Here is a 23489-nt window from a genome sequence, read left to right as displayed (position 1 = left end):
CTCAACCTTTGAACGAGGACGCCCATGACCACTCCCCTTTCGCTGGATGCTGCTGAAAAACTGGTTGTAGATGCTTTTACTCCGCTGGGCTGTGTTATTTCAGCCAACCCCCAGGCTGACAGCTTTGGCTTCAGCGTAATCGGGCAAGAAGGAGAGGAGGTCTTGGCAGTCCCTGAAGTGACTGCTGCACAGTACAGCGATCCGCTGCAGCTTAAAGGCTTTATCGAGAATGTTCGGCAAGAGCTTTCCCAGCAGGGTCAATCGCTGGACCCATGGGAGATGCCGTTCATTACCGACCCGGATGCCCTGCCTCCACCTGTATTCAACTGATCCCAATAAAAAAGCCGCCCCAAGGCGGCTTTTTTACATCTGCAGACTTGGCCGCTAGATCTCGATCTGAGTACCCAGCTCGATTACCCGGTTAACCGGCAGATTGAAGAAACGCAGGCTGCCGCTGGCATTCTTCATAAGGAAGGCAAACAAATTCTCTCGCCAGCGAGCCATTCCCAAGCGATTGTTCGACGCAATGACCGTTTCACGGCTAAGGAAGTACGTCGTCCGCATGGGCGTGAAGTCGAGGTCCTCCAGGTGGCACAATGCGAGCGCAGCCGGCACGTCGGGCTCGTCCATAAAGCCATAATGCAAGAGAACACGGTAGAACCCGTCCCCGTAACTGTCCACCTCGAAACGGCGGCTGACGGGAACCCGCGGCGTATCCTCATAGATTACGGTCAGCAGCACTACCTGCTCATGCAATACCTGGTTGTGCAGCATGTTATGGAGCAAGGCGTGTGGAACAGCGTCTTGTCGAGCGGTTAAAAAGACGGCTGTCCCCTTGGCCCTGAAAGGTGGATTGGAACGGATGCTGCCGATAAAGATCGGTAGCGGCAGTGCCCCTTCATCCAGCCGCTCAGCCAGAATCTGCCGACCACGCTTCCATGTGGTCATCAACGTGAACAGGATGATGCCCGCAATGACAGGAAATGCACCGCCTGCCACGATTTTTGGAACGTTGGCTGCAAAATACAGCGAGTCGACAATGAAGAATCCAATGAGCATCGGAATGGCGAACCAGCGAGGCCATTTCCATAGCAGCAGCGCTACTGAAGACACCAGGCAGGTCGTGATCAGCATCGTTCCCGTGACGGCAATGCCGTAGGCCTCGGCCAGGTTGCCAGAGGACTCGAATCCAATGATCAACAGGATAACACCTGTCAGAAGCGCCCAGTTCATGGCAGGAATATAAATTTGGCCCTGCTCATGACTTGAGGTATGCAGGATTTGCATACGCGGTACATACCCCAGCTGGATTGCCTGACGGGTAATGGAGAACGCACCTGAGATGACTGCCTGTGAGGCAATGACTGTGGCAAAAGTCGCCAGGACGACCATTGGGATCAACGCCCATTCAGGTGCGAGCAGGTAGAAAGGATTGCGTACGGATTCTGGGTCGATCAGAACCAGGGCACCTTGCCCGTAGTAATTGAGCACCAATCCGGGCAGCACCAGGAAGAGCCAGGCGCGCGCGACAGGTTTGCGGCCGAAATGGCCCATGTCGGCATACAGCGCCTCAGCCCCTGTCAGCGCCAGCACAACAGCGCCCAGAATAGCGATGCCAAGTCCGGGGTGTACGATGAAAAAGTTGAATGCCCACCATGGGTTCAAAGCCTTGAGGACTTCAGGCGCCTGCAGAATGCCATAAATACCCAATGCGCCTAGCACGGTGAACCAGAGGACCATAACCGGACCGAACAGCTTGCCAATCTTGGCAGTACCGCCCCGCTGTAGCATGAAGAGTCCGACCAGGATAACGATTGCCGCTGGCACCACAATATGATCAAGCCCGGAAAAGGCTACTTCCAGGCCTTCTACAGCAGACAGTACCGAAATGGCCGGTGTAATCATGCTTTCGCCGTAAAACAGCGAGGCACCAAATAACCCCAACAGCACCAACACCATTTGCAATTTTGGAAACGGTGCGGACGCCCGCCTTGCCAATGCAGTCAAGGCCATGATGCCGCCCTCGCCCTGGTTATCCGCCCTCAGAACGAAAAAGACATACTTGATCGTCACGACCCAGATCAACGACCAGAAGATCAGGGACAGGATACCCAGGACGCTATCGTGGGTAGGCACCAGGCCATACGTAGGAGAAAACACCTCCTTGAGGGTATACAGCGGGCTGGTACCAATATCGCCATAGACGATACCCGCGGCCGCGATGGCCATACCTATGGCCGAGGCTCCCTTTTCACCATGGGCCTGGGAAGCAGCTTGACTCATGCAAGACTCCGGGTTTATCGAAACGGGCGCATCCTGCTCCGATGTGGCGGCAGGATCAAGTACGGATTGCCAAGAATATGTGTGCACAACGCAACCACGGCATGGTCATTACCCTACCCGGCGTATTGGATCCTGCTTAAAAGCGTCCAGCGATTACCTAACACTTTACTGGAAATATTCCGCGATGCGCTTGCGCATGGACTCATCGGGCAGCTCACCGGTTCCGGCCAGTGCGTTTTCTGCCATATGGGCCGGGTTTGAGGTCGCCGGAATGATGCAGGTAACTGCAGGATGCGAAATTGAGTACTTGATCATCAACTGCGCCCAGGAGGTACATCCGATATCGGACGCGAATGCCGGAAGCTGCTTGCCTGCTATCTGGTTGAATAGACGGCCGTCCAGGAACGGGCGATTGATCATGACCGCTACGCCCTTGTCCTGACACAGAGGCAACAGCTTTTCTTCGGCTTTGGTATCTTGGGGATTGAGATTGATCTGAATGAAGTCCATCGGCTCCGAAGCGACCAGGTCCATCATCTGATCCTGAGCCATTTCTGAGTGATGGGTAATCCCTACATATCGAATCATTTTCTGCTGCTTCATCTCTCGTAGCAACGGGAGCAGCGTCTTGTAATTGATCATGCTATGCACTTGCAGCAGATCAATAGGAGCGCCCTTGAGGTCCGCCATTTCCTGCTGGATCTCTTCGATACTGCTCTCGCGCCCTTCTACCTTGGTAGCCAGAAACGCCTTTTCAGCACGTCCCTGCTGCGCCAGCAACGTACCAATGACACCCTGGGATTTCTCGTAACTCGGCGCCGTATCGATAACAGTGCCTCCCGCCTGAAATAGACGGTCAAGCACGTCAGCCAACGGCTTTAAGGCTTGTGGAGTGCTTTCGACATTGAAGGAATCGGCGGTTCCAAGGCCAATGACAGGGAGTTGCTCGCCGGTAGAGGGAATCTGCCGCCTCAGCATGCCAGCCTGTGCAAGCACAAGACGAGGCAAAATGGCTTCCAAGAGCAGCGCCGACGAGGCGCACAGGGAATATTGCATGAAGCGGCGGCGAGTCGTCATTGTTTTCTCCGGATTCAAGCAAGAGCCGTCCTAAAAGGACGGTTCTTGTGATTCAGGAGTTCCATCTGCCACGCCTTGTTACGTGGCTGAATGAAAAGAAACCAGTCACTCTCCTTTCATGGCTGCAACCATCTTATCGACGTTGTAACGGAACATTTTCAGGTAGGTAGGCGCAGGCCCGTCCGCCTTGGACAGCGACTCGACATATAACTCGCCACCGGCACGAGCCCCGGTTGCCTGGGCAATCTGCTGCACCAGACGCGGATCGTTCGAGTTCTCAATGAAATAAGCCGTGATGTGCTCCTCCTTGATCTGACGGATCAGATTGGCCACTTTTTGGGCAGACGCTTCAGATTCGGTAGAAAGATCCAGGGGAGACAGGAATGTCACACCGTATTCATCACCGAAATAGCCAAACGCGTTATGGGAGGTAAGCACCTTACGCTGCGCCTTCGGCACGGCTTCGATCTGCTGCTTGGTATACGCATCCAGCGCCTTTAGCTGATCGATATAGCGCTGACCATTGGCTTCGTATTGATCAGCGCCTTCGGGGTCTATGCGCTTGAGGGCCTTGATGATGTTTTGAACATAAACAACACCACTGGCAGCGCTGTTCCAGCTGTGGGGATCCACTACGGTCTTGCCGTTCTTCTGCCGCATACGAGTCTTGATACCGTCCGACAGCTCGACAGGGGTACCGTTATACCCTGACGCCTGAATCAGGCGATCCATCCAGCCTTCTAGATGAAGTCCATTGATAAATACCACATCGGCGGTCTTGAGCGCTTTGGCATCGTCAGGCGTCGGCTCATACGCATGAGGATCGCCGTTGGGCCCGATCAATGAAATGACATGAACCCGCTCGCCTCCTACCTGGTGAACCATATCGGCCAGGATCGTGAATGACGCAACGGCTTCTACCGGCTTGGCTTGGGCAAAAGTGGAAAGCGCTGACAACAGCAAGGCAGCAGCCCCGCTCCACAACGTGAGACGCATGACATGACTCCTTTCAACGGGATAGGTGGGGTTTAGGGAAGAAACGGCGAACGACGCCCAGAGGGCTGAAGATCAACGAGAAGATGTAAAGCGTACTGGCCGTCAGAACAATGGACGGACCCGAGGCCACGCCCAGGTGGTACGAAACAACCAAGCCGATAAAGCCGGACAGTATGGCAACCAGACTCGCTACCAGCATCAGTCCAGGCAACGAGCGAGCCCAGAAGCGCGCTACGGTGGCAGGCAACATCATCAGGCCGACCGCCATAAGTGTTCCAAGCGCCTGAAAGCCTGCGACCAGGTTGAGCACGACCAGCAGCAGAAACAGGAAGTGATAAAGCGAGCCCTTGCCACCTACGGCCCGCAGGAATCCAGGATCGAAACACTCAAGCACCAGCGGACGATAGATAACGGCCAGCAGGAGAAGCGTCACAGAGGCAATGCCGCCCACGAGATAGAGCGCTGCATCATCAATTGCCAGGATCGTACCGAACAGGACGTGCAACAGGTCGATATTCGAGCCTCTTAGCGAGACGATCAAGACACCCGCGGCGAGAGAAGTCAGGTAGAAACTCGCAAAACTGGCATCTTCACGCTGCGAAGTAAAACGACTGACTAACCCAGACAACAGGGCCACGGCCAAGCCGGCTACCAACCCACCCAGACCCATGGCTGGCAAGGAAAGCCCAGCGACCAGAAAGCCGATGGCAGCCCCCGGCAGGACCGCATGACTCATGGCGTCCCCTACCAGACTCATGCGCCTGAGCATGAGCAATACACCGACCGGACCTGAGCCCAGCCCTAGCGCCATGCAGGCGACCAAGGCGCGACGCATGAATCCGAACTCGACAAACGGCTCGAACAGGGCGTGATACAACATCATGCGCGGCGCCTCTCATCACAGACGTCGGCCTGTTCATCCCAGTCCTCAGCCATATTCCGGGCACGCCGCAGATTCTCCTGGGTCAGCACCGTTCGGGTATCCCCCCAGGCAATGGTTTCGCGAGCCAACAGTAATGTACTGGGAAAATGCTGCTTTACCTGCTCAAGATCATGCAGAACAGCGATGACGGTGCGCCCCTCACCATACCAGCGCCGAACCAGATCAAGCAGATCGCGGGTCGTGCGTGCATCGATGGCATTGAACGGCTCATCCAGAAGGATGACTGACGCATCCTGCAGCAGGAGCCGTGCGAACAGTACGCGCTGGAACTGGCCTGCCGACAGGGAACCGATCAGGCGGTGCCCAAAACCTTCCAGCCCGACGGCAATCAGCGCCTTATGGGCTTGCTGCAGCTGGCCCCGGCTCATTCCACCGAATATGCCGATGCGTCTCCAGGCGCCCATGGCAACCGTGTCGAGAACCGTCAGCGGAAAGGTTCGGTCAATTTCAGCCGCTTGGGGCAGATAGCCGATGGCCGAGGCAGACAAGGCCTTTCGGTCGACGCCGCCCCCTACTGGTCGCAGCATGCCGACCATGGCCTTGATCAGAGTCGACTTGCCTGCGCCATTAGGGCCCACAATAGCGGTCAGGCTGCCCGCTTCAAAGCAACCCGACACATGATGTACGGCGGGATGACGCTCGTAGGCAACCGTTAAGTCATTTAATGAAATACAGGCACTCATGGGATGGATACCGCCCAGTGGATAGCAGCCCATAGCAGTAGAAGCAGCACGATCGACACCCCTAAACGGGCCCAGGCAGACTGGGTCAGAAAGGACGGCTTGAACGTAAGGGAAGAATTCGATGACATATAAATTACCTCGTAATTGTTACTTTATAACATAATAAATACCCTATCACTAGTTATGCCTGTCTAGCGGTTCAGCCTCGGGCAAGCCAAACCCGATAACTGACGAAGCGCAGATTAATCCGAGTAAAAGCGCCAAATGCCTCTTCTCAGTCCAAGCGCGCACCGCTAAAATCGCGCGTTTTTTGATCATCAGCGCGTTCTGCGCACCTCCTGAGGTTAGCCATGTCCACCCCCGCTACGCCTAAAGTCGGCTTTGTCAGCCTCGGCTGCCCTAAAGCTCTGGTCGACTCCGAACGCATCCTGACCCAGCTTCGCATGGAAGGTTACGAGGTTGTTCCCACGTACGAGGACGCCGACGTGGTGGTGGTCAATACCTGTGGTTTCATTGACAGCGCCAAGGCCGAGTCTCTGGAAGTGATCGGCGAAGCCCTGGCTGAAAATGGCCGGGTCATCGTGACCGGCTGCATGGGGGTGGAAGAATCTGCGATTCGTGATGTACATCCGAGCGTACTGGCGGTAACGGGTCCGCAGCAGTATGAGCAGGTGGTGACCGCGGTCCATGAGGTAGTGCCGCCAAAGCGCGAGCATAATCCGTTGGTCGATCTGGTACCGCCGCAGGGCATCAAGCTCACCCCCCGCCACTACGCCTATCTCAAGATTTCCGAAGGCTGCAACCATCGCTGCAGCTTTTGCATCATCCCGTCCATGCGTGGCGATTTGGTCAGCCGCCCGATCGGCGATGTGCTCGATGAGGCTCAGCGTTTGGTCAAGGCCGGAGTCAAGGAGCTGTTGGTCATCTCCCAGGACACCAGTGCATATGGCGTCGACCTCAAATACCGTACCGGCTTTTGGAATGGCCAGCCGGTCAAGACTCGCATGCTGGAACTATGCGAGGCGTTGAGCAGCATGGGCGTCTGGGTACGTATGCACTACGTCTACCCCTACCCGAACGTGGACGACATCATTCCGCTGATGGCCGAGGGCAAGATCCTGCCCTACCTGGATATCCCCTTCCAGCATGCCAGCCCCAAAGTTCTCAAGGCCATGAAGCGTCCTGCCTTCGAGGACCGCACCCTGGCCCGTATCAAGAAGTGGCGTGAGATCTGCCCGGAACTGACCATTCGCTCCACATTCATTGTGGGCTTCCCTGGTGAGACGGAAGAAGATTTTCAGTATCTGCTGGATTGGCTGACTGAAGCTCAGTTGGATCGTGTGGGCTGTTTCCAGTATTCCCCTGTGGAAGGCGCACCGGCCAATGAGTTGGAAGGTGCCGTACCGGATGACGTGAAGCAGGATCGCTGGGAACGCTTCATGGCGCATCAGCAGGCCATTTCTGCGACTCGCCTGCAATTGAAGGTTGGAAAGGATATTGAAGTATTGATCGACGAAGTCGACGAACAAGGCGCCATTGGCCGCTCCTATGCCGATGCCCCAGAGATCGACGGCAATGTGTACGTCAATAGCGAACACGACCTGAAGCCAGGCGACAAGGTATGGGTACGCGTAACCGACGCAGACGAATACGACCTATGGGCCGAGACGCTGTAACGCAGCCATAACCCCGAAAAGCCCTGCGATTGCAGGGCTTTTTTATGGGTGCCCTATGCCGACCGGCCTACCCTATCGTCTGTGCACTCCTGGCACATGGTCATGCCCCGCATGGCTACAGGCCTCCTCGATCGCTGAAGGTCCGGCGGGTTGTTGCAGCTCCCGAATGATGCCGCATACATCGCTGGATACCTTGCCTGAGCATTGCTGACGCAACGCCATGAGCTGTCTGCGCAGTTCGGTCAACTCTCGAATGCGCACCTCCACATGATGAATATGGTCCTCGATCAGATCATTGACCCGACAGCAGTCCGGCTCAGGCTGATCCCGCAATTGTAACAGGGAACGGATCTCGTCCTGTGTCATGTCCAAAGAGCGGCAATGCCGAACAAAGGTCAATCGCTCCAGATGGGCCTCGCTGTATTGACGGTAGTTTCCCGCGCTGCGAACAGGCGCTGGCAGCAGTCCCTCACGCTCGTAATACCGAATGGTTTCCACGGAACATCCCGTTCGGCTGGCCAATTCACCTATTTTCATAACGCCTCCTTGACCCTGTAGTAGCTACAGGGTGTGCAATGACAACCCTAACGTCAATGGAGGTTGTCATGGCGCATGATTCATCCTGTTGCGGACCCAAACCATCGTCCTGCTGTGAGCCTCAGGTAAAGACCTGCTGCGACAGTCACACAAAGATTTCGCTTGAGTCCAATCCTCTACCAGGCGTTACCGAGCCCGAGGTGCTTGATCACTCCAAGTGGACAAGCCTGCGTATCGATGCCATGGATTGCCCGACTGAAGAGAAGCTGATCCGTGATGCATTCGCCAAGCTGAAGGCGGTCGAAGCACTGGAATTCAACCTGATTCAGCGCAGCCTACGCGTTCGCCATCGCTACCCCGATGCAGAACCGCTAAAAACCCAGATCAATCGACTGGGCATGCAGGCTGTTGAACTGAAAGGTGATGAGCAAGCCCCTGCAGTACCAGCGGCAAAACCCTGGTGGCCGCTGGGCCTGGGCTTGGCTACCGCCCTGGCAGCCGAAGTCGGTGAGTGGTTGGGTACTGTGCCTGAGTTCGCTGTAGCATTCCTGGCATTAGCCGCCATTGCCCTGGCTGGTCTACCGGCGTATCGCAAAGGTTGGATCGCTATCAGGCAGCGCACTCTTAACATCAATGCATTGATGAGCATTGCGGTCACCGGCGCCCTGTTAATTGGCCACTGGCCTGAAGCGGCCATGGTCAGCGTACTGTTTGCCATCGCTGAAGTGATCGAGGCACGCTCACTGGACCGTGCCCGCAATGCCATCCAGGGATTACTGGCATTGACACCAGAAAACGCGACCGTACGACAGGCGGATGGTACTTGGGCAACACTGCCAGCCAAACAGGTCCAACCCGGCGCGCTCATTCGGGTAAGACCGGGGGAGCGAATTGCATTGGATGGAGAGGTGGAATCCGGTCAGTCAGGTGTCAACCAGGCGCCTATTACAGGCGAAAGCCTGCCGGTCGACAAGGCTCCCGGCGATACCGTGTTTGCCGGCACCATCAATGGTGAGGGCAGCCTGGAGTATAGTGTTACCCATCGAGCCAACGAAAGTACCCTGGCTCGCATTATCCATGCCGTAGAGCAGGCTCAAGGCGCCCGCGCACCTACCCAACGATTTGTAGATCGCTTTTCCCGCCTGTATACGCCAGCGGTTGTTCTCATTGCCGTTGCGGTTGCCCTGTTGCCTCCCCTGCTGGGTTGGGGAGGTTGGCTGGAGTGGCTCTATAAAGGGCTGGTATTGCTTGTTATTGCCTGCCCATGCGCCTTGGTCATCTCAACACCGGTCACAATTGTCAGCGGGCTTTCGGCTGCCGCACGACGTGGCATCTTGGTGAAAGGTGGGACATTTCTTGAGCAAGGCCGCCAGCTTGAGTGGATTGCCCTCGACAAGACCGGCACGCTTACTGAGGGTAAGCCGCAGTTGGTCGACCGCATCGTACTCACCGGACAGAAGAGTCAGGCGTTGGAATGGGCGGCCAGTTTGTCCTCGCGCTCAGACCATCCCGCTTCACAGGCTTTGAGCCATGCTCTGTTGCAAGAAGGTATTGCCTTAAAAGACGTACGGGATTTCTCAGCCCGGGCAGGACAAGGCGTGCAAGGCCGTATAGAGGATCAGCTCTACTTTCTGGGTAATCGCCGCCTGTTGGAGCGCGAAGGGCTGGCCTCCGAGAATCTACGGCACCGTATCGAATCGCTCGAGCAGACAGGTCAAAGTGTGGTGGCGCTTGCCAGCCAACAGGAGGTACTGGCGCTGTTCATCATTGCTGATCAAGTCAAGGAAACCAGCCAGAGCGCTGTCGCAGCACTTCATGCGTTAGGCATAAAAACCCTGGTGCTCAGTGGCGATAATCCTCACAGCGTAGACCGTATTGCCGGTCAGGTAGGTATCGATGAAGCGCATGGCTCGTTACTGCCCGAGGAGAAGCTTGCGGTTTTGGAGAAAAAGCAACGGAGCGGTGCTGTGATCGGTATGGTTGGCGATGGCATCAACGACGCCCCTGCTCTGGCTCGGGCTAACATCGGTTTTGCAATGGGCGCCGCCGGTACCGATACGGCTATCGAAACGGCAGACGTGGCGCTGATGGATGACGACCTGCGCAAACTGCCGGACTTCATTCGCCTCTCCCGTAGCACGCACCGCATTCTCATGCAGAATATTGCACTAGCCTTGGGAATCAAGGCGATATTCTTAGCGTTGACAATCATGGGCGAGGCCACGCTCTGGATGGCTGTCTTCGCCGATATGGGTACCAGCCTGCTTGTGGTTGCAAACGGCCTGCGACTGATTCGACACCATTGATGGATGACCGCCGACACGCTGTTGGAACTCACCTGCCGATAGAGCGCTCTGCATAAGGTCTGTCAGCAGGAATGTTTCATGGATTACATCGATTTATTGCAATGGCCAGCCATGGCCGTGACCCTGATCGCGGCGTGGCTGGTTGCTTCCCAACGTGAAAACCGCCGAAACCTTGGGTTCTGGTGCTTTCTTGCCAGCAATGGATTATGGATCACCTGGGGCCTGCATACACAGGCGTATGCCTTGATCGTTTTGCAACTGGGGCTGGCATTCATGAACATCCGTGGTGTTCGCCGTAACCAGCTGAATACTTCAAAGGCTATGCGTGAGAGTCATACTTGAGCCAGACAGGCTAAAATAGCCAGCCTGTCTCCCTTATGACGCTCCCCATGACTTATAGCGTTTCCCCTATCGGCCATATCCGCTCTTGTTTCAAGGAGAAGTTCGCCATCCCTCGCCAGCCCCATTTGGCTCCGGCTGCCCGAGGTGTATTGGAGTTTGTGCCGCCGTTCGACCACCCGGATGCTGTACAGGGGCTGGAACACGTCAGTCATGTCTGGCTGCTGTTCCTCTTTCACCAGACATTGGAAGAGAAACCGCGTCTTAAAGTACGTCCTCCCCGCCTGGGCGGGAACCGTTCCCTGGGTGTCTTTGCGACGCGTGCCACTCACCGTCCCAATGGTATTGGGCAATCTGTGGTAACACTGGACGCTATCGAGCCGGGCCGGCTCATGCTGTCAGGTATCGATCTACTGGACGGTACCCCGGTGCTGGACATCAAGCCTTACGTGCCCTACGCCGATGCAATTCAAACTGCCTTTAATACCATAGCCAGTGCACCTCCCGATGGGATTCCGGTCCTCTGGACGCACGAGGCCCGCGTGCAGGCGGAGCAGCATGGAAAGCGTCTGAACGAGCCATTGGCCGCTCTGATTGAGCAATGCCTGACTCAGGACCCTCGCCCGGCCTATCAAATCCCGCCGCCTGACCGCCGTTATGGTGTACGCCTATGGGATGTAGACGTCCATTGGCATTATCCGGAGCCCAATGTCATCCGTATTCTGGATATCGAGCGTGCAGATAATGACTGAGTCTGGGTCAAACAGCTTTTCTGCGCCTGATCAGCCCTTACCGTAGACACAAAAAACCCGCCTCCAGGGCGGGTTTCGATAACGCGGGTAACGCTTACTTCTCGACGAACGCGCGCTCGATCAGGTAGTCACCCGGATCACCCATACGTGGAGAGATGGTCAGACCAAACTCGTTCAGCACTTCGCTGGTTTCGTCCAGCATGCTAGGGCTGCCGCAAATCATCGCACGGTCGTCCTGAGGATTGATCGGAGGCAGGCCGATATCTTCAAACAACTTGCCGCTGCGCATCAGGTCGGTCTGACGACCCATGTTGCGGAATTCTTCACGCGTCACCAGCGGATAATAGATCAGCTTTTCGCGAACCATATCGCCAAAGTATTCATGCTCAGGCAGTACGTTGGTGATGAAGTCGGCATAGGCCAGTTCATTTACATAACGTACACCGTGAACCAGAATCACCTTCTCGAAACGCTCATAGGTTTCCGGATCCTGAATGGTGCTCAGGAACGGCGCCATGCCGGTGCCGGTGGATAGCAGATAAAGGTGCTTGCCAGGCTTCAGGTCGCTCAGAATCAGCGTACCGGTAGGCTTGCGACTAACCATGAGGTTATCGCCTTCCTTCAGGTGCTGCAGGCGGGAGGTCAGCGGACCATCCGGAACCTTGATGCTGAAAAATTCCAGGTGCTCTTCATAGTTGGGGCTGGCGATACTGTAGGCGCGCATCAGCGGACGGCCGCCTTCGGTTTCCAGTCCGATCATGACGAACTGGCCGTTCTCGAAACGCAGCCCCGGATTACGGGTCGTCTTGAAGCTGAACAGTGTATCGTTCCAGTGGTGAACGCTCAGGACGCGCTCGGTGTACAGATTACTCATGAAAAACTCCTAATCACCTGCCCAAAGACGCTGATGCCCGGCTCTGTCTCGCGGAGGCGGGACTACCTGCACGTGTGACCGCTCTGGATCAGGTTTGACAAAAAGGACGCGACCAAGCGCATTTGCGCGGCATTTTATATAACGTAAGAATATCCGTAAAATGAATAATTCGGATATCGGTTATCCAGTGAGCAGATATGAGATTCACGTTGCGTCAACTCGAAGTTTTCGTCGGCGTCGCCCGCCTGGAAAGTGTTTCCCGCGCGGCAGAGACGCTTGCGCTCTCACAATCGGCAACCAGCACGGCCTTGGGAGAGCTAGAGCGTCAGTTCGACTGCAAACTCTTTGACCGTGCAGGCAAACGGCTGACCCTCAATGCCTTGGGCCGCCAGTTATTGCCCAAGGCAGTTGCCTTGCTCGACCGCAGCGACGAGATCGAGAACCTGCTACGGGGCAAGACCGGATTCGGCTCACTGGAGGTCGGCGCCACGCTCACTATTGGCAACTATCTGGCTACGCTCCTGCTGGGTGATTTCATGCAACGTCATCCCGATTGCCGGGTGCGCCTGCATGTTCATAATACAGCGCATATCGTACAGCGCGTGGCTAACCATGACATTGATCTGGGACTGATTGAGGGGGATTGCCAGGACGCGGATATTGAAGTCCACCCTTGGATTGAAGATGAGCTGGTAATCTTCTGTGCTCCGCAACATCCTTTAGCCAACCATCCAACGGTAGGTCTGGAAGAGTTAATTGATCAGGCCTGGATTCTTCGGGAGCAAGGCTCCGGTACTCGCCTGACGTTCGATCAGGCCATGCGTCATCATGCAGCGCCCCTGAATATTCGCCTGGAGCTGGAGCATACAGAGGCCATTATTCGGGCAGTGGAATCAGGTCTGGGCATCGGTTGCATCTCGAGGCTTGCCCTGCGCGATGCCTTCGAGCGCGGCAGTCTTGTCCCAATCGAAACTCCCAGCCTGGATTTGCGTCGTCAGTTCTGTTTTATCTGGCACCGCCAGAAATACCAGACGGCAGCCATGACCGAATTCCTGGCACTGTGTCGCAAGCTGACCGAGGGTATTGCACGTAGCGACCAGATCTTGCTGGCCCCCTTTAAGGAGCGTGCTACCCCAGCAGAATGATCGACCAGACGGCTGCAATCATCCACATTGCCACGAATTGAGCCGCACTGCCCAAGTCCTTGGCGTTCTTGGACAACTCATGCCATTCCAGCGAGACCCGGTCCACCACGGCTTCGATAGCGGCATTGAACAGCTCAACAATCAGCGAAAGCAGGCAGACACCCACCATGATTGCCCGCTCGCCTCGCGATACATCCAGCCAAAAGGCCAGCGGGATCAGGATGCAGCTCATCAGCACCAGCGAGCGAAAGGCAGCCTCCCCTTTGAAAGCCACCTTCAGACCGGCCAGGGAATAGCCCGTAGCCTTGACGACACGTTTAAGGCCGGTCTTGCCTTTATAGGGAGATATCACACCAGGCTCCATGCAGCGACTCAATAGAAGACTAGCCGGTAGCGTGTCGAAAAAGCGTGAAAACTCATCAGCCTGGAGTTGATTCGAGCTGTTGCAGCAACAGGGCAGCCTGTGTTCGGGTTCTCACACCCAATTTACGGAAGATCGCCGTTACATGCGCTTTTACTGTGGCTTCCGACACGCTGAGTTCATAGGCAATCTGCTTGTTCAAAAGACCATCGCATACCATGGTCAGCACCCTGAACTGCTGGGGCGTCAGGCTGGATAATCCGGCCTTCGCGGCCTTGGCTTCTTCGCTGAGGTTAGCAGTGCCCTCTCCTTGGGCCGGCCACCAGGTATCACCATCCAGCACAAGGCGTACGGCTTGCTGGATTGTTTCCAGATCGCTGGATTTAGGTATGAAACCACTGGCACCGAACTCCCGAGCGCGCTGCACTACAGCGGCGTCTTCCTGAGCAGAGACCATGACAACAGGAATCTGTGGGTATTGCCCGCGCAGCAGCACCAGTCCGGAAAAACCATAGGCGCCCGGCATGTTGAGGTCGAGCAGGACCAGATCCCAGTCAGTCTTGTGCGCCAGCTGAGCCTCGAGTTCGGCGATACTTGCCGCTTCCACCAGCTGTGCCTGCTGCCCCAAGCCAAGCGTCAAGGCTTGCTGCAGGGCGCTACGGAACAGCGGATGATCATCCGCGATGAGGATCTGATAGGCGGCCATCGGTAAATTGGTCCTTATTATGATTCTGTAATTTCAGCGGTTCAGAATGCCGAGCGTCCGACGACGGGTCAAGGCACTTTGCGACCATAATCACAGGGTTCCCAAAGTCACAGCCATCCGGCAGAGTGGCGGCTTTTGCCAAGCGAGCCTGTCATGCGTACCCAAGCCCTGCGTGCCGATGTTCTCATGCTGATCACAGCCATGATCTGGGGGAGCGCCTTTATTGCACAGCGCACCGGCATGGACTCCATCGGTCCGTTCCTCTTTACGGGACTTCGCTTTGCATTGGGTGCACTGACACTGATTCCAGTCCTGCTGGTGCTGCATCGCCGCGCCAGAACACCGATTAGCCTCGACCGTCGCGTAGTGGTCGGCGGCTGCCTGATGGGTCTGCTGCTTTCCATTGGCATCAACTTCCAGCAAGTGGGCCTGCTATTCACATCCGTGACCAACTCCGGTTTCATCACCGGACTCTATGTGATTGTAGTCCCCATTCTGGGTTTGCTGTTTGGCGAGCGCACCGGCAGAGGCACCTGGCTAGGTGCCTGCCTGGCGGTGGCAGGCATGTGCCTGCTTAGCATAGGCGAGAATTTTAAGGTAGCTTCCGGCGATTGGCTGCAACTGGCCGGCGCCTTTGCCTGGGGAGCGCATGTGCTGGTGGTAGGGCATTTTGCGAGCCGCCATGATCCGATGCTACTGTCCATCCTTCAGTTCGCATTCTGTGCAGCGGTCAGCCTGACGCTGGCATTGCTGTTTGAGCCGATTCAAGCTCAGAACATTATTCAGGCCGCTCCCGCGCTGCTGTATGGCGGTATCATTGCCGCCGGCATCGGTTATACGTTGCAGGTCGTTGCACAGCGCGACGCCATTGCCTCCCATGCGGCAATCATTTTTTCACTCGAAGCCGTCTTTGCGGCCTTTTTTGGCGCCTGGCTGCTGGACGAGTCGCTTACCGCCCGCGGTTATCTGGGCTGCGCGCTCATGTTTACCGGCATGCTGGTTGCGCAGCTCTGGCCCAGAAAGGCGGTGGTCGAGCCCAAGGTGACCAACTAATCAGGAGAATGCGGCAACGAAGGGCTGCAACCGTTGATGAGCCAGGCTGAGCGGATCCGTCTGGCGATTCTGTTTGGCATTGAGATAACGCTCGCTGAACACATCCAGATACGCATCAAGCGCCGCCGCCGCCCTATTCTCACCCGCCAGCTCCAGACAAAGCGCAGCCACTTCTGCCGTACAGAGGTGCTCGCCTCGTGTGGAGCGTCGCAGGCGATAGCGGGAAAGCTCTTCAGGGCTCAGACTTAGCACCGGCAGGCTATCCAGATAAGGGCTCTTACGAAACATCTTTCGTGCTTCAGTCCAGGTAGCATCCAGCAGGACGAATAAGGGTCGCTTGCCCTGGACTGGCTCTACCGTTTGCACGACTCGTTCAGGCGCTGAATATTCGGCCGGAAATACAAGATAGGGTTGCCATTGAGGATCGCTCAGCACGGCCAGTAGTGCGTCATCTACATCCGTTCTCGACCAGCCAAAGGCAAAACTGTCACTGACCACATCGGCAATCAGCCATCCGGTATTGCTTGGCTTGAGCGGCTCTACATCGTGCATGATCAGGCACGTGCCTGCCGCGCATTCGACCGCAGGTCGCCACTCGCAGAAACAGTGAGGCAACGCAAGGCGACAACCCTCACAGCGTTGAACGCGGGATCCACGGGCAACAAAAGGTTTGCTGCTGCGCGCCAGACGATCATGACGCAGCCGGGCTACGGCATTTGGCGGATTGGAAGAAGAATTGGCAGAGCGGATATAAGGCATAAGAAGTACTGCGTGATTTACGTGGGCAAGTTTAACAAAGGCTGTCCAGAACACATCTGGCATTTTGAAAGCGCCGACCACAGGAGTACCCTTTGCGTACCGCAATTAGCCTTTGCTTGCGAACATCACGGCTGCCCTGCGGTCGAAGCGAGCCTGATCTACGTTGGAGAGTTCAATGCTGCGTTATACTGCCCTCGCCCTTTGCTTCATCCTTCCTGCAGCGGCCCAGGCGGCCTCGCTGAAAGAACAAGAACTGTCGCAGATGCTGCAAAAGGTCGCGAAAGAAAGCAGCGTGGGGACTCCGCGCGCTATCAATGAAGACATTCTTGACCGTGGCTATACCGTTGAAGGGCGCCAGCTCATCAATCATTTGAGTGTACGTGCCAGCCATGCGCATCAGATGGAAGCCAACCCGGCGACGGTACGCACCCAGCTGGCCGCCAGTGTCTGCCGCAACACCGGCTACCGCCAGTTGTTAGCCCGTGGCGCCATGTTGGTGTACAGCTTTACCGAATACCAGAGCAATCGCCCGGTTGCGAACGAGCGCTTCGAAGCAGCCGATTGCGGTCTGAGCAAGTAAGCTTCCTTTGCCATGCCGCGCCTGGCATGGCCATTCAAGACAGGCATTTGCCTTTCTTACTCCGCGCCACGACTATGCTAAAGGCAAGGTAATCGCTGCCTAAAATGGCAGCTTGATTACACAGCAGTGGCTACCAGGAGTATGCAGATGAACCCAGACGCACAAGACGACTATCTGTCTCGTCATGTACAGGTCAGTGCCGAAGACCTTTCCCAAAAGCTCGATGAGCTGCTGGCTCATACCGTTCCGGCCAACAGTCCCAATCTGTCTCTGTATCGCGACATGCTGTTGACCGTGGTTCGCATGGCCCAGGCAGACCGCAACCGCTGGGATGCCAAGATCATGATGCAAACCATGCGGGAGATGGAAAATGCCTTTCGCCATCTTGAGCAATACAAGCGGCGCCGCAAGGTAACGGTTTTCGGATCAGCCCGTACGGCCGTGGATCATGAACTCTATGTGTTGGCCCGCACACTCGGCTCAGCCCTCGCTCAGCGGGACATGATGGTCATCACTGGAGCAGGTGGCGGCATCATGGCGGCAGCTCACGAAGGTGCCGGCTTGGACAATAGCCTGGGCTTCAACATTACCCTGCCTTTTGAACAACGGGCCAACCAAACCATGGACGGCACCGATCACCTGCTGTCCTTTCACTTCTTCTACGTACGTAAACTGTTTTTTCTCAAGGAAGCCGATGCACTTGTACTCTGCCCTGGCGGATTTGGCACCCTGGACGAAACCTTTGAAGTCCTTACGCTGATACAAACCGGTAAAAGCCCTCTCGTACCCGTCGTGCTACTGGATACACCTGAGGGTACGTTCTGGAAGGATGCGGTCAGTTTTCTGAAAAAGAACCTGGCGGATGAGCGTTATATCCTGCCCAAAGACCTGAAACTGGCAACGCTGGTGCATACTGCGGAAGAGGCAGCAGAGATCATCAGCCGGTTCTACAGCAACTTTCATTCGACACGCTGGCTGAACGGTCAATTCGTGATGCGTCTGAACCATGCCCTAACATCCGAAGCGCTGGCGCATATCGATACGCACTTTGCGGACCTGTGCAAGAGCGGGCACTTCACTCAGCAAGCCTCGGGCAAAACCAACATCGACGAACCGGAATTTGCTCACCTGAGCCAGCTTTCCTTCAACTTCAATGGCCGCGATTATGGGCGCCTGCGCGAGTTGGTGGATTCACTGAACGATCCACAACATTGGCTACGCTGATCGAGAGGCGTTAGCCGGGCCCGACCTATCAGTCATCTGGCGCGCCACGCAGCAATCGGCTGACGCTGTCGATGGAGAAACCGCGGTAGCTCAAGAAACGTCCCTGCTGTGCGCGTTCCTTAGCGTCAGCGGGGCGCTTGCCTTTGAATTTGCGTTGCCAGACATCACGTAAATGAGCTGACCAGTCTTCCTCACACTCCGATAACGCCTGTTCGATATCAGCACGGGCAAGACCGCGCTGGGCCAATTCCTCACGGATACGAACAGGTCCATAACCCGCCCGGGCACGACTTGCGATATAGCTACCCAGATAACGTGTCTCGCTCAGCAGCCCCTCTTCGGCCAGGCGATCCAGGGCTGCGTTGATCAGTTCATCCGGTGCCCCCCGCTTACGCAACTTGCGAACCAGCTCTTGTCGGCCATGCTCTCGGCGGGCCAGTAGATCCATGGCTGCCAAGCGAACAGCCGCTGGGGTATCGAGTTCAATAGGCATTCAAACGCCCCGTAAAATTATCAGGCTGAAATAAAAAAGCCCTCGCACAGCGAGGGCTTTTATCAGGCAGAACCTTAGAAGTCAGCGTCAGCGCCCGCTTCGGCTTCTTCAGTGGCCGCCCCTTTAACGGGGGCCTGGCTTAGAAGCTTTTCGCGAATGCTCTTGTCGAGCGCATTACGTACTTCAAGGTTCTCTTCCAGGAACTTGGCCGCGTTAGCCTTACCCTGGCCAATCTTGGTTCCTTGGTAGCTATACCAGGCACCTGACTTTTCAACCAGACCCAGCTGTACGCCCAGGTCAATAATCTCACCGTTACGGTAGATGCCCTTGCCGTACAGGATCTGGAATTCAGCCTGACGGAATGGTGGAGACACCTTGTTCTTGACGACTTTAACGCGGGTCTCGCTACCTACCACCTCGTCCCCTTCCTTCACCGCACCGGTACGGCGGATATCCAGACGGACCGAGGAGTAGAACTTCAACGCGTTACCGCCAGTTGTAGTTTCCGGGTTGCCAAACATCACCCCGATCTTCATACGGATCTGGTTGATGAAAATAACCAGGCAGTTGGCGGTCTTGATATTGCCGGTGATCTTGCGCAGCGCCTGAGACATCAGACGCGCCTGCAGACCTACGTGCATGTCACCCATTTCGCCTTCGATTTCCGCCTTGGGCACCAGGGCAGCTACGGAGTCGACGATGATCACGTCTACAGCATTGGAGCGCACCAGCATGTCGGTGATTTCCAGCGCCTGTTCACCGGTATCCGGCTGGGAAACCAGCAGGTCGTCAACATTGACGCCCAGCTTGCTGGCATAATCCGGATCCAGCGCATGCTCTGCGTCAACGAAGGCACAGGTTGCGCCCTGCTTTTGCGCCTCAGCAATGACGGACAGAGTCAGCGTAGTTTTACCCGACGATTCCGGACCGTAGATTTCTACGATACGGCCCTTGGGCAGACCGCCGATCCCCAGGGCGATATCGAGGCCGAGCGAACCGGTGGAAATGGCCGGAATTGCCTGACGCTCATGATCACCCATGCGCATGACTGCGCCTTTGCCAAACTGACGCTCAATTTGACCCAGGGCCGCGGCCAGGGCGCGCTTTTTGTTGTCGTCCATTAAAATCCTCTCGCAAGAAGGTAGGCCAGACGGCCGTGGAAAGCACTGTATATGTGAACAGTATTAAAGCATAAGTAGGGCTCGCTGGCTACCTTTCGATGCGATTTTCTCATGTCGAAATTCGCAATAATCCTTCCAGTGCAGCCACAACGGTTTGAGCCCTGACAGCAGCTCTGTCGCCAGGAAAAAGACGTTTCTCGCTGTAGATGTCAGAGCCGTTTCCCCACGCCAGCCAGACCGTTCCCACAGGCTTTTCCAGGGAGCCGCCACCCGGGCCTGCGATACCACTGACCGCAACAGCGAACCGGGCCCCGCTGCGTGCCTGCGCTCCACGTACCATGGCCTCGACAACCGCCTGACTGACAGCGCCCACCTCCATGAACAAGTGATCCGGCACATCCAGCTGGGCCGTCTTCTGAGCATTGGAATACGTCACAAATCCCGCTTCGAACCAGGCAGAGCTGCCCGCTACGCGGGTAATGGCTTCGGCAATACCGCCGCCGGTGCAGGACTCGGCAGTTACGACCTGTGCCTTCAATGCCGATAACCGTTTGCCCAGCTCAGCTGATAACTCATCGATAGTCATTGTGTGGCCCTGAGAAGATGGCGAGGCGAAACCTTTATTGTACAAGGTTATGAGCTTTCTATATGAGGACTGCCGCTCGTCGGTTCAAGCCAGGCGTACTCTTGCCAAGCCAAAGGACAAATGGTTTTCTGAAACCGGTTTCAAAGCCTGTCGTTCCATAGACAAGAACTCCACAATATTAGGGAGCAGGCCCATTGGATATGCCTCTTCAAAGCATGCGTCCGCCGCGTGCCACTATCAATCAGGTCGCTCAGGAAGCAGGCGTTTCCAAGGCGAGCGTTTCTCGCTACATCAGCGGGGATCGGCAGCTATTATCGGATGCGCTGGCCTTGCGCATCGAACGGGCGATCGAAAAGCTTGGCTTTCAGCCTAATCAAATGGCGCGAGGTCTCAAGCGCGGCCGCAGCCGGCTTATCGGTATGCTGGTAGCCGACATGCTCAATCCCTATTCCGTTGCCGTCATGCATGGCGTCGAGACGGCCTGCCGTCGGCATGGCTATTCTCTCATCGTATGTAACACTGATCGAGATGACCTCCAGGAAGAGCGCCACCTGAATGCGCTTCAGTCCTATAACGTGGAAGGCTTGATCGTCAACACGCTGGGTCACCATCCCCGAGAGCTTCAGCAACTGCATCGAGAACTGCCCATGGTATTGCTTGATCGCAAGCTGGATGGTCTGGATGCTGATCTCGTTGGGCTGGATAACACACAGGCCATTCGGTTGGGTCTTGAGCATTTGCTTGAGCGGGGCTACCGCGACCTGCTCATGGTGACCGAAGATCTGGACGGAACCAGTTCACGAGAAGAGCGCGCCCGAACCTTCATTCACTACCTGTCGCCCCGCGCGGGTGTGCGAGGGCGCGTCAGCTCCTCCGCCGGTTTCAGCGCTGCGCTACTTGAGCAGCTCGCGCATTTTCTCTCCGATACCAATCATGGTCCCAAAGCCATCATGGCGGCGAACGGCATTGCCGCGCTCGCTGTGACAAAAGGCCTCAGGGAATTAGGTTACAGAACGTTTGAATCGGTTGGACTAATCGCCCTGGACGATCTTGACTGGTATCCATTGGTAGGCGACGGCATTACCGCCATTGCTCAACCAACCCATGCGCTGGGCGTAGCCGCATTGGAGTATCTGCTGGAACGCCTGCGAGGCGATGTGTCGAGCTCACGGACGCTGGCATTACCGGCCGAACTGGTGGTACGCGGCTCTACCCCGGCGCGACGTTAAAACAACAATGTGGGGGCGGCACACTGTGCTCGACCTTCAATGAAACCGGTTTCAGGAGGCGTTATGAAACCTGATGTCGTAGTGACTACTTCTGCCTTTGGTGCTGATGCCGTACGCGCTCGCGGTCAGGAAAATTTCCTTCCGCTGATAGCAGGAGCCGGCGCCAGTACCGTCGAGATACGTGACGAACTGTTCGATGACATGCGACCTGAGCTATCTGCCCTGGGTAACAGCATAGCTGCACAGGGACTGGAATGCGTCTACTCGGTCCCCATCGAGCTATGGTCACAAGGCGAGCATCAACCCACCCGTGAGTTACAGCCTGCGATGGTACGCGCCGCCCGCCTTGGAGCGCATACGCTCAAGATCTCCCTTGGCCACTTCACACCCTACTGTGACATGGAAGCATTGGGTCACATGCTGGAAGCCAGCTCTGTGCGCCTGCTGATTGAAAATGACCAGACTCCGCAAGGGGGTCGACTCAAGGCCTTACAAACGTTTTTTGATGTTGTGCAGCGAATGAAACTGCCTATCGGCATGACCTTCGATGTCGGCAACTGGCACTGGCAGAACGAGCAACCAGAAACGGCCGCACTATTACTAGGGTGCTACGTGGAGTACATCCACTGCAAGGCTGTTCGCGAGCGCAACGGCCATCTTCATGCGATGCCCCCTGAAGCCGAGGACCTGAAACGCTGGGCGCGGCTATTTACTCATTTCAAGACAGGACTGCCACGCGCCATCGAATTTCCCCTGCAGGGCGACGTGGTTCGCGAGACCCAACGTCATGTCGAGGCATTGGGCCGTCTTGGTACCACTCAGCAGGAGATGCACCATGCCTGATTACGACGTGCTGGCCTTTGGCGAGACGATGACAATGTTCGTGGCTGAAGAACCCGGTGACCTGGCCGACGTCGAGCATTTCGGCAAACGTATCGCGGGTGCCGACAGTAATGTTGCCATTGGCCTGACCCGTCTGGGTTTGAAAGTGAAATGGTTGTCACGGGTAGGCGATGACTCTCTGGGCCGCTTTATTCGTGCAACGCTCGAGCGCGAGGGGGTCGACTGCAGCCGGGTTGCCATCGACCCCAAGCACACTACGGGCTTTCAGTTCAAATCGAGGGAAATCGATGGCCGTGATCCCATCGTGGAGTACTTTCGCAAGGGGTCAGCCGCCAGCCATCTATCGATAGAGCATGACTTCGATGACGCCCTGCTGGATGTTCGTCACGTGCATGCGACGGGTATTCCACCCGCCCTTTCAGATTCGCTTCGCGAACTGACCTACCACTTGATGAACAGTGCACGCCAGCAGGGCTGTAGTGTGTCCTTTGATCCCAACCTGCGTCCCTCCCTTTGGCCTAGCGAAGCCCGCATGCGCGAGGAGATCAACCGCCTCGCCAGTCTGGCCCACTGGGTACTGCCGGGCTTGGCCGAAGGCAGGTTACTTACCGGCTATGACACTCCCGAAGACATTGCTGCCTTCTATCTGAACCAGGGCGCCCAGGTGGTTGCTATCAAGTTGGGACCGGAGGGTTCCTACTACCGCACCCATGAAAGCGAGGGTCACGTTTCTGGCTATCCGGTGGAAAACGTCGTCGATACCGTCGGCGCTGGCGATGGCTTCGCAACCGGTTTTGTCAGTGCCTACCTCGAGGGCCTGGATGTTTCCGCTGCCGTGGCCCGGGGTAACTGGATCGGTGCAAAGGCCGTACAGGTTATCGGAGATATGGAAGGTCTGCCCTACCGCCACGAGCTGCCATAAC

26 protein-coding genes are annotated in these 23489 nt (G+C 56.3%); 12 read left to right on the top strand and 14 right to left on the bottom strand.

The genetic code is table 11. The features are described 5' to 3' along the window. Window positions 1-24 precede the first annotated feature (24 nt). Window positions 25-330, top strand: a complete 306-nt coding sequence (locus tag AC4LF3_RS05515; protein ID WP_122043221.1) for a hypothetical protein — start codon at window positions 25-27, stop codon at window positions 328-330. A gap of 54 nt (window positions 331-384) precedes the next feature. Here the strand turns inward: AC4LF3_RS05515 and AC4LF3_RS05510 are convergent, their stop codons facing one another. From AC4LF3_RS05510 to AC4LF3_RS05485, 6 genes are all read right to left on the bottom strand, one after another. Next, a complete protein-coding gene (locus tag AC4LF3_RS05510; protein WP_122043222.1) occupies window positions 385-2283 on the bottom strand; it encodes a potassium transporter Kup in 1899 nt (632 codons plus the stop codon). Window positions 2284-2448: 165 nt separating this feature from the next. Beyond that, entirely contained in the window at window positions 2449-3360 is a 912-nt protein-coding gene (locus AC4LF3_RS05505) for an aldo/keto reductase (protein ID WP_491834907.1), read from the bottom strand. Window positions 3361-3465: 105 nt separating this feature from the next. Beyond that, a complete protein-coding gene (locus tag AC4LF3_RS05500; protein ID WP_407362993.1) occupies window positions 3466-4356 on the bottom strand; it encodes a metal ABC transporter substrate-binding protein in 891 nt (296 codons plus the stop codon). Between the two features lie 13 nt (window positions 4357-4369). Further along, window positions 4370-5239: a metal ABC transporter permease gene (locus AC4LF3_RS05495; protein ID WP_074828161.1), complete on the bottom strand. Its 870-nt coding sequence runs from the start codon at window positions 5237-5239 to the stop codon at window positions 4370-4372. Next, window positions 5236-5982: a metal ABC transporter ATP-binding protein gene (locus AC4LF3_RS05490; RefSeq protein ID WP_491834906.1), complete on the bottom strand. Its 747-nt coding sequence runs from the start codon at window positions 5980-5982 to the stop codon at window positions 5236-5238. The genes AC4LF3_RS05495 and AC4LF3_RS05490 overlap by 4 nt, the downstream gene beginning before the upstream one ends. Further along, window positions 5979-6110: a hypothetical protein gene (locus AC4LF3_RS05485; RefSeq protein ID WP_267888707.1), complete on the bottom strand. Its 132-nt coding sequence runs from the start codon at window positions 6108-6110 to the stop codon at window positions 5979-5981. The genes AC4LF3_RS05490 and AC4LF3_RS05485 overlap by 4 nt, the downstream gene beginning before the upstream one ends. A 222-nt stretch (window positions 6111-6332) precedes the next feature. Between AC4LF3_RS05485 and rimO the strand changes: the two genes are divergently transcribed. Beyond that, complete coding sequence (gene rimO / locus AC4LF3_RS05480) at window positions 6333-7658, top strand: 30S ribosomal protein S12 methylthiotransferase RimO (RefSeq protein WP_404625683.1); 1326 nt, start codon at window positions 6333-6335, stop codon at window positions 7656-7658. A 72-nt stretch (window positions 7659-7730) separates the two neighbouring features. On the opposite strand, the gene cadR is transcribed toward rimO, so the two are convergent. Then, window positions 7731-8195 carry a Cd(II)/Pb(II)-responsive transcriptional regulator gene (cadR, locus tag AC4LF3_RS05475; RefSeq protein ID WP_019364477.1) on the bottom strand — a complete coding sequence of 155 codons (465 nt, stop codon included), beginning with the start codon at window positions 8193-8195 and terminating at the stop codon, window positions 7731-7733. A gap of 68 nt (window positions 8196-8263) precedes the next feature. On the opposite strand from cadR, the gene AC4LF3_RS05470 reads away from it, so the two are divergent. The 3 genes from AC4LF3_RS05470 (at window position 8264) to tsaA (ending at window position 11592) form a co-directional block, all read left to right on the top strand. Further along, complete coding sequence (locus tag AC4LF3_RS05470; protein WP_491834905.1) at window positions 8264-10501, top strand: heavy metal translocating P-type ATPase; 2238 nt, start codon at window positions 8264-8266, stop codon at window positions 10499-10501. Window positions 10502-10579: 78 nt separating this feature from the next. Continuing rightward, window positions 10580-10843 carry a hypothetical protein gene (locus AC4LF3_RS05465; protein ID WP_010797436.1) on the top strand — a complete coding sequence of 88 codons (264 nt, stop codon included), beginning with the start codon at window positions 10580-10582 and terminating at the stop codon, window positions 10841-10843. Between the two features lie 47 nt (window positions 10844-10890). Further along, window positions 10891-11592: a tRNA (N6-threonylcarbamoyladenosine(37)-N6)-methyltransferase TrmO gene (tsaA, locus tag AC4LF3_RS05460; protein WP_491834904.1), complete on the top strand. Its 702-nt coding sequence runs from the start codon at window positions 10891-10893 to the stop codon at window positions 11590-11592. Window positions 11593-11686: 94 nt separating this feature from the next. Here tsaA and fpr read toward each other — a convergent pair whose 3' ends face one another. Further along, window positions 11687-12466 carry a ferredoxin-NADP reductase gene (fpr, locus tag AC4LF3_RS05455; protein WP_019364473.1) on the bottom strand — a complete coding sequence of 260 codons (780 nt, stop codon included), beginning with the start codon at window positions 12464-12466 and terminating at the stop codon, window positions 11687-11689. 197 nt (window positions 12467-12663) lie between these two features. On the opposite strand from fpr, the gene AC4LF3_RS05450 reads away from it, so the two are divergent. Further along, window positions 12664-13611 (top strand): LysR family transcriptional regulator, encoded by a 948-nt coding sequence (locus AC4LF3_RS05450; protein WP_010797433.1) that lies wholly within the window; start codon window positions 12664-12666, stop codon window positions 13609-13611. On the opposite strand, the gene AC4LF3_RS05445 is transcribed toward AC4LF3_RS05450, so the two are convergent. Together AC4LF3_RS05445 and erdR are read right to left on the bottom strand one after the other, a co-directional pair. Beyond that, window positions 13595-13975: a diacylglycerol kinase gene (locus tag AC4LF3_RS05445; RefSeq protein ID WP_491834903.1), complete on the bottom strand. Its 381-nt coding sequence runs from the start codon at window positions 13973-13975 to the stop codon at window positions 13595-13597. The two genes, AC4LF3_RS05450 and AC4LF3_RS05445, sit on opposite strands and share 17 nt — an antisense overlap. 55 nt (window positions 13976-14030) lie before the next feature. After that, window positions 14031-14678, bottom strand: a complete 648-nt coding sequence (gene erdR / locus AC4LF3_RS05440; protein ID WP_197871919.1) for a response regulator transcription factor ErdR — start codon at window positions 14676-14678, stop codon at window positions 14031-14033. A gap of 153 nt (window positions 14679-14831) precedes the next feature. Between erdR and AC4LF3_RS05435 the strand changes: the two genes are divergently transcribed. After that, the gene (locus AC4LF3_RS05435; protein WP_491834902.1) at window positions 14832-15731 is read left to right on the top strand and encodes a DMT family transporter; all 900 of its coding nucleotides are present in this window, start codon (window positions 14832-14834) and stop codon (window positions 15729-15731) included. Here the strand turns inward: AC4LF3_RS05435 and AC4LF3_RS05430 are convergent, their stop codons facing one another. Next, complete coding sequence (locus AC4LF3_RS05430) at window positions 15732-16490, bottom strand: tRNA-uridine aminocarboxypropyltransferase (protein WP_491834901.1); 759 nt, start codon at window positions 16488-16490, stop codon at window positions 15732-15734. It abuts the gene before it with no gap. A 175-nt stretch (window positions 16491-16665) separates the two neighbouring features. Here AC4LF3_RS05430 and AC4LF3_RS05425 point away from each other — a divergent pair, with 175 nt between their 5' ends. Together AC4LF3_RS05425 and AC4LF3_RS05420 are read left to right on the top strand one after the other, a co-directional pair. Further along, window positions 16666-17070, top strand: coding sequence for a quorum-sensing-regulated virulence factor family protein (locus AC4LF3_RS05425; RefSeq protein WP_010797428.1), 405 nt, complete (start codon window positions 16666-16668; stop codon window positions 17068-17070). Between the two features lie 147 nt (window positions 17071-17217). After that, window positions 17218-18294, top strand: a complete 1077-nt coding sequence (locus AC4LF3_RS05420; protein WP_150347868.1) for an LOG family protein — start codon at window positions 17218-17220, stop codon at window positions 18292-18294. 28 nt (window positions 18295-18322) lie between these two features. Here AC4LF3_RS05420 and recX read toward each other — a convergent pair whose 3' ends face one another. From recX to AC4LF3_RS05405, 3 genes are all read right to left on the bottom strand, one after another. Continuing rightward, window positions 18323-18787, bottom strand: coding sequence for a recombination regulator RecX (gene recX / locus AC4LF3_RS05415; protein WP_010797426.1), 465 nt, complete (start codon window positions 18785-18787; stop codon window positions 18323-18325). A 74-nt stretch (window positions 18788-18861) separates the two neighbouring features. Beyond that, on the bottom strand, window positions 18862-19908 hold the full coding sequence (gene recA / locus AC4LF3_RS05410) for a recombinase RecA (RefSeq protein WP_010797425.1): 1047 nt from the start codon (window positions 19906-19908) through the stop codon (window positions 18862-18864). A gap of 109 nt (window positions 19909-20017) precedes the next feature. Beyond that, a complete protein-coding gene (locus AC4LF3_RS05405) occupies window positions 20018-20494 on the bottom strand; it encodes a CinA family protein (RefSeq protein ID WP_286786958.1) in 477 nt (158 codons plus the stop codon). A gap of 200 nt (window positions 20495-20694) precedes the next feature. Here AC4LF3_RS05405 and AC4LF3_RS05400 point away from each other — a divergent pair, with 200 nt between their 5' ends. The 3 genes from AC4LF3_RS05400 to AC4LF3_RS05390 all read left to right on the top strand — a co-directional run bounded on the left by AC4LF3_RS05400 (window position 20695) and on the right by AC4LF3_RS05390 (window position 23488). Continuing rightward, window positions 20695-21723 carry a LacI family DNA-binding transcriptional regulator gene (locus AC4LF3_RS05400; RefSeq protein WP_019364466.1) on the top strand — a complete coding sequence of 343 codons (1029 nt, stop codon included), beginning with the start codon at window positions 20695-20697 and terminating at the stop codon, window positions 21721-21723. A 63-nt stretch (window positions 21724-21786) separates the two neighbouring features. Further along, window positions 21787-22566, top strand: coding sequence for a sugar phosphate isomerase/epimerase family protein (locus tag AC4LF3_RS05395; RefSeq protein ID WP_286786957.1), 780 nt, complete (start codon window positions 21787-21789; stop codon window positions 22564-22566). Then, window positions 22559-23488, top strand: coding sequence for a sugar kinase (locus tag AC4LF3_RS05390; protein WP_491834900.1), 930 nt, complete (start codon window positions 22559-22561; stop codon window positions 23486-23488). The genes AC4LF3_RS05395 and AC4LF3_RS05390 overlap by 8 nt, the downstream gene beginning before the upstream one ends. The last annotated feature ends 1 nt before the right edge of the window (window position 23489 follow it).

Source organism: Pseudomonas sp. C2.3V (assembly GCF_058536325.1).
This window is presented reverse-complemented; position numbering and strand designations above follow the sequence as displayed.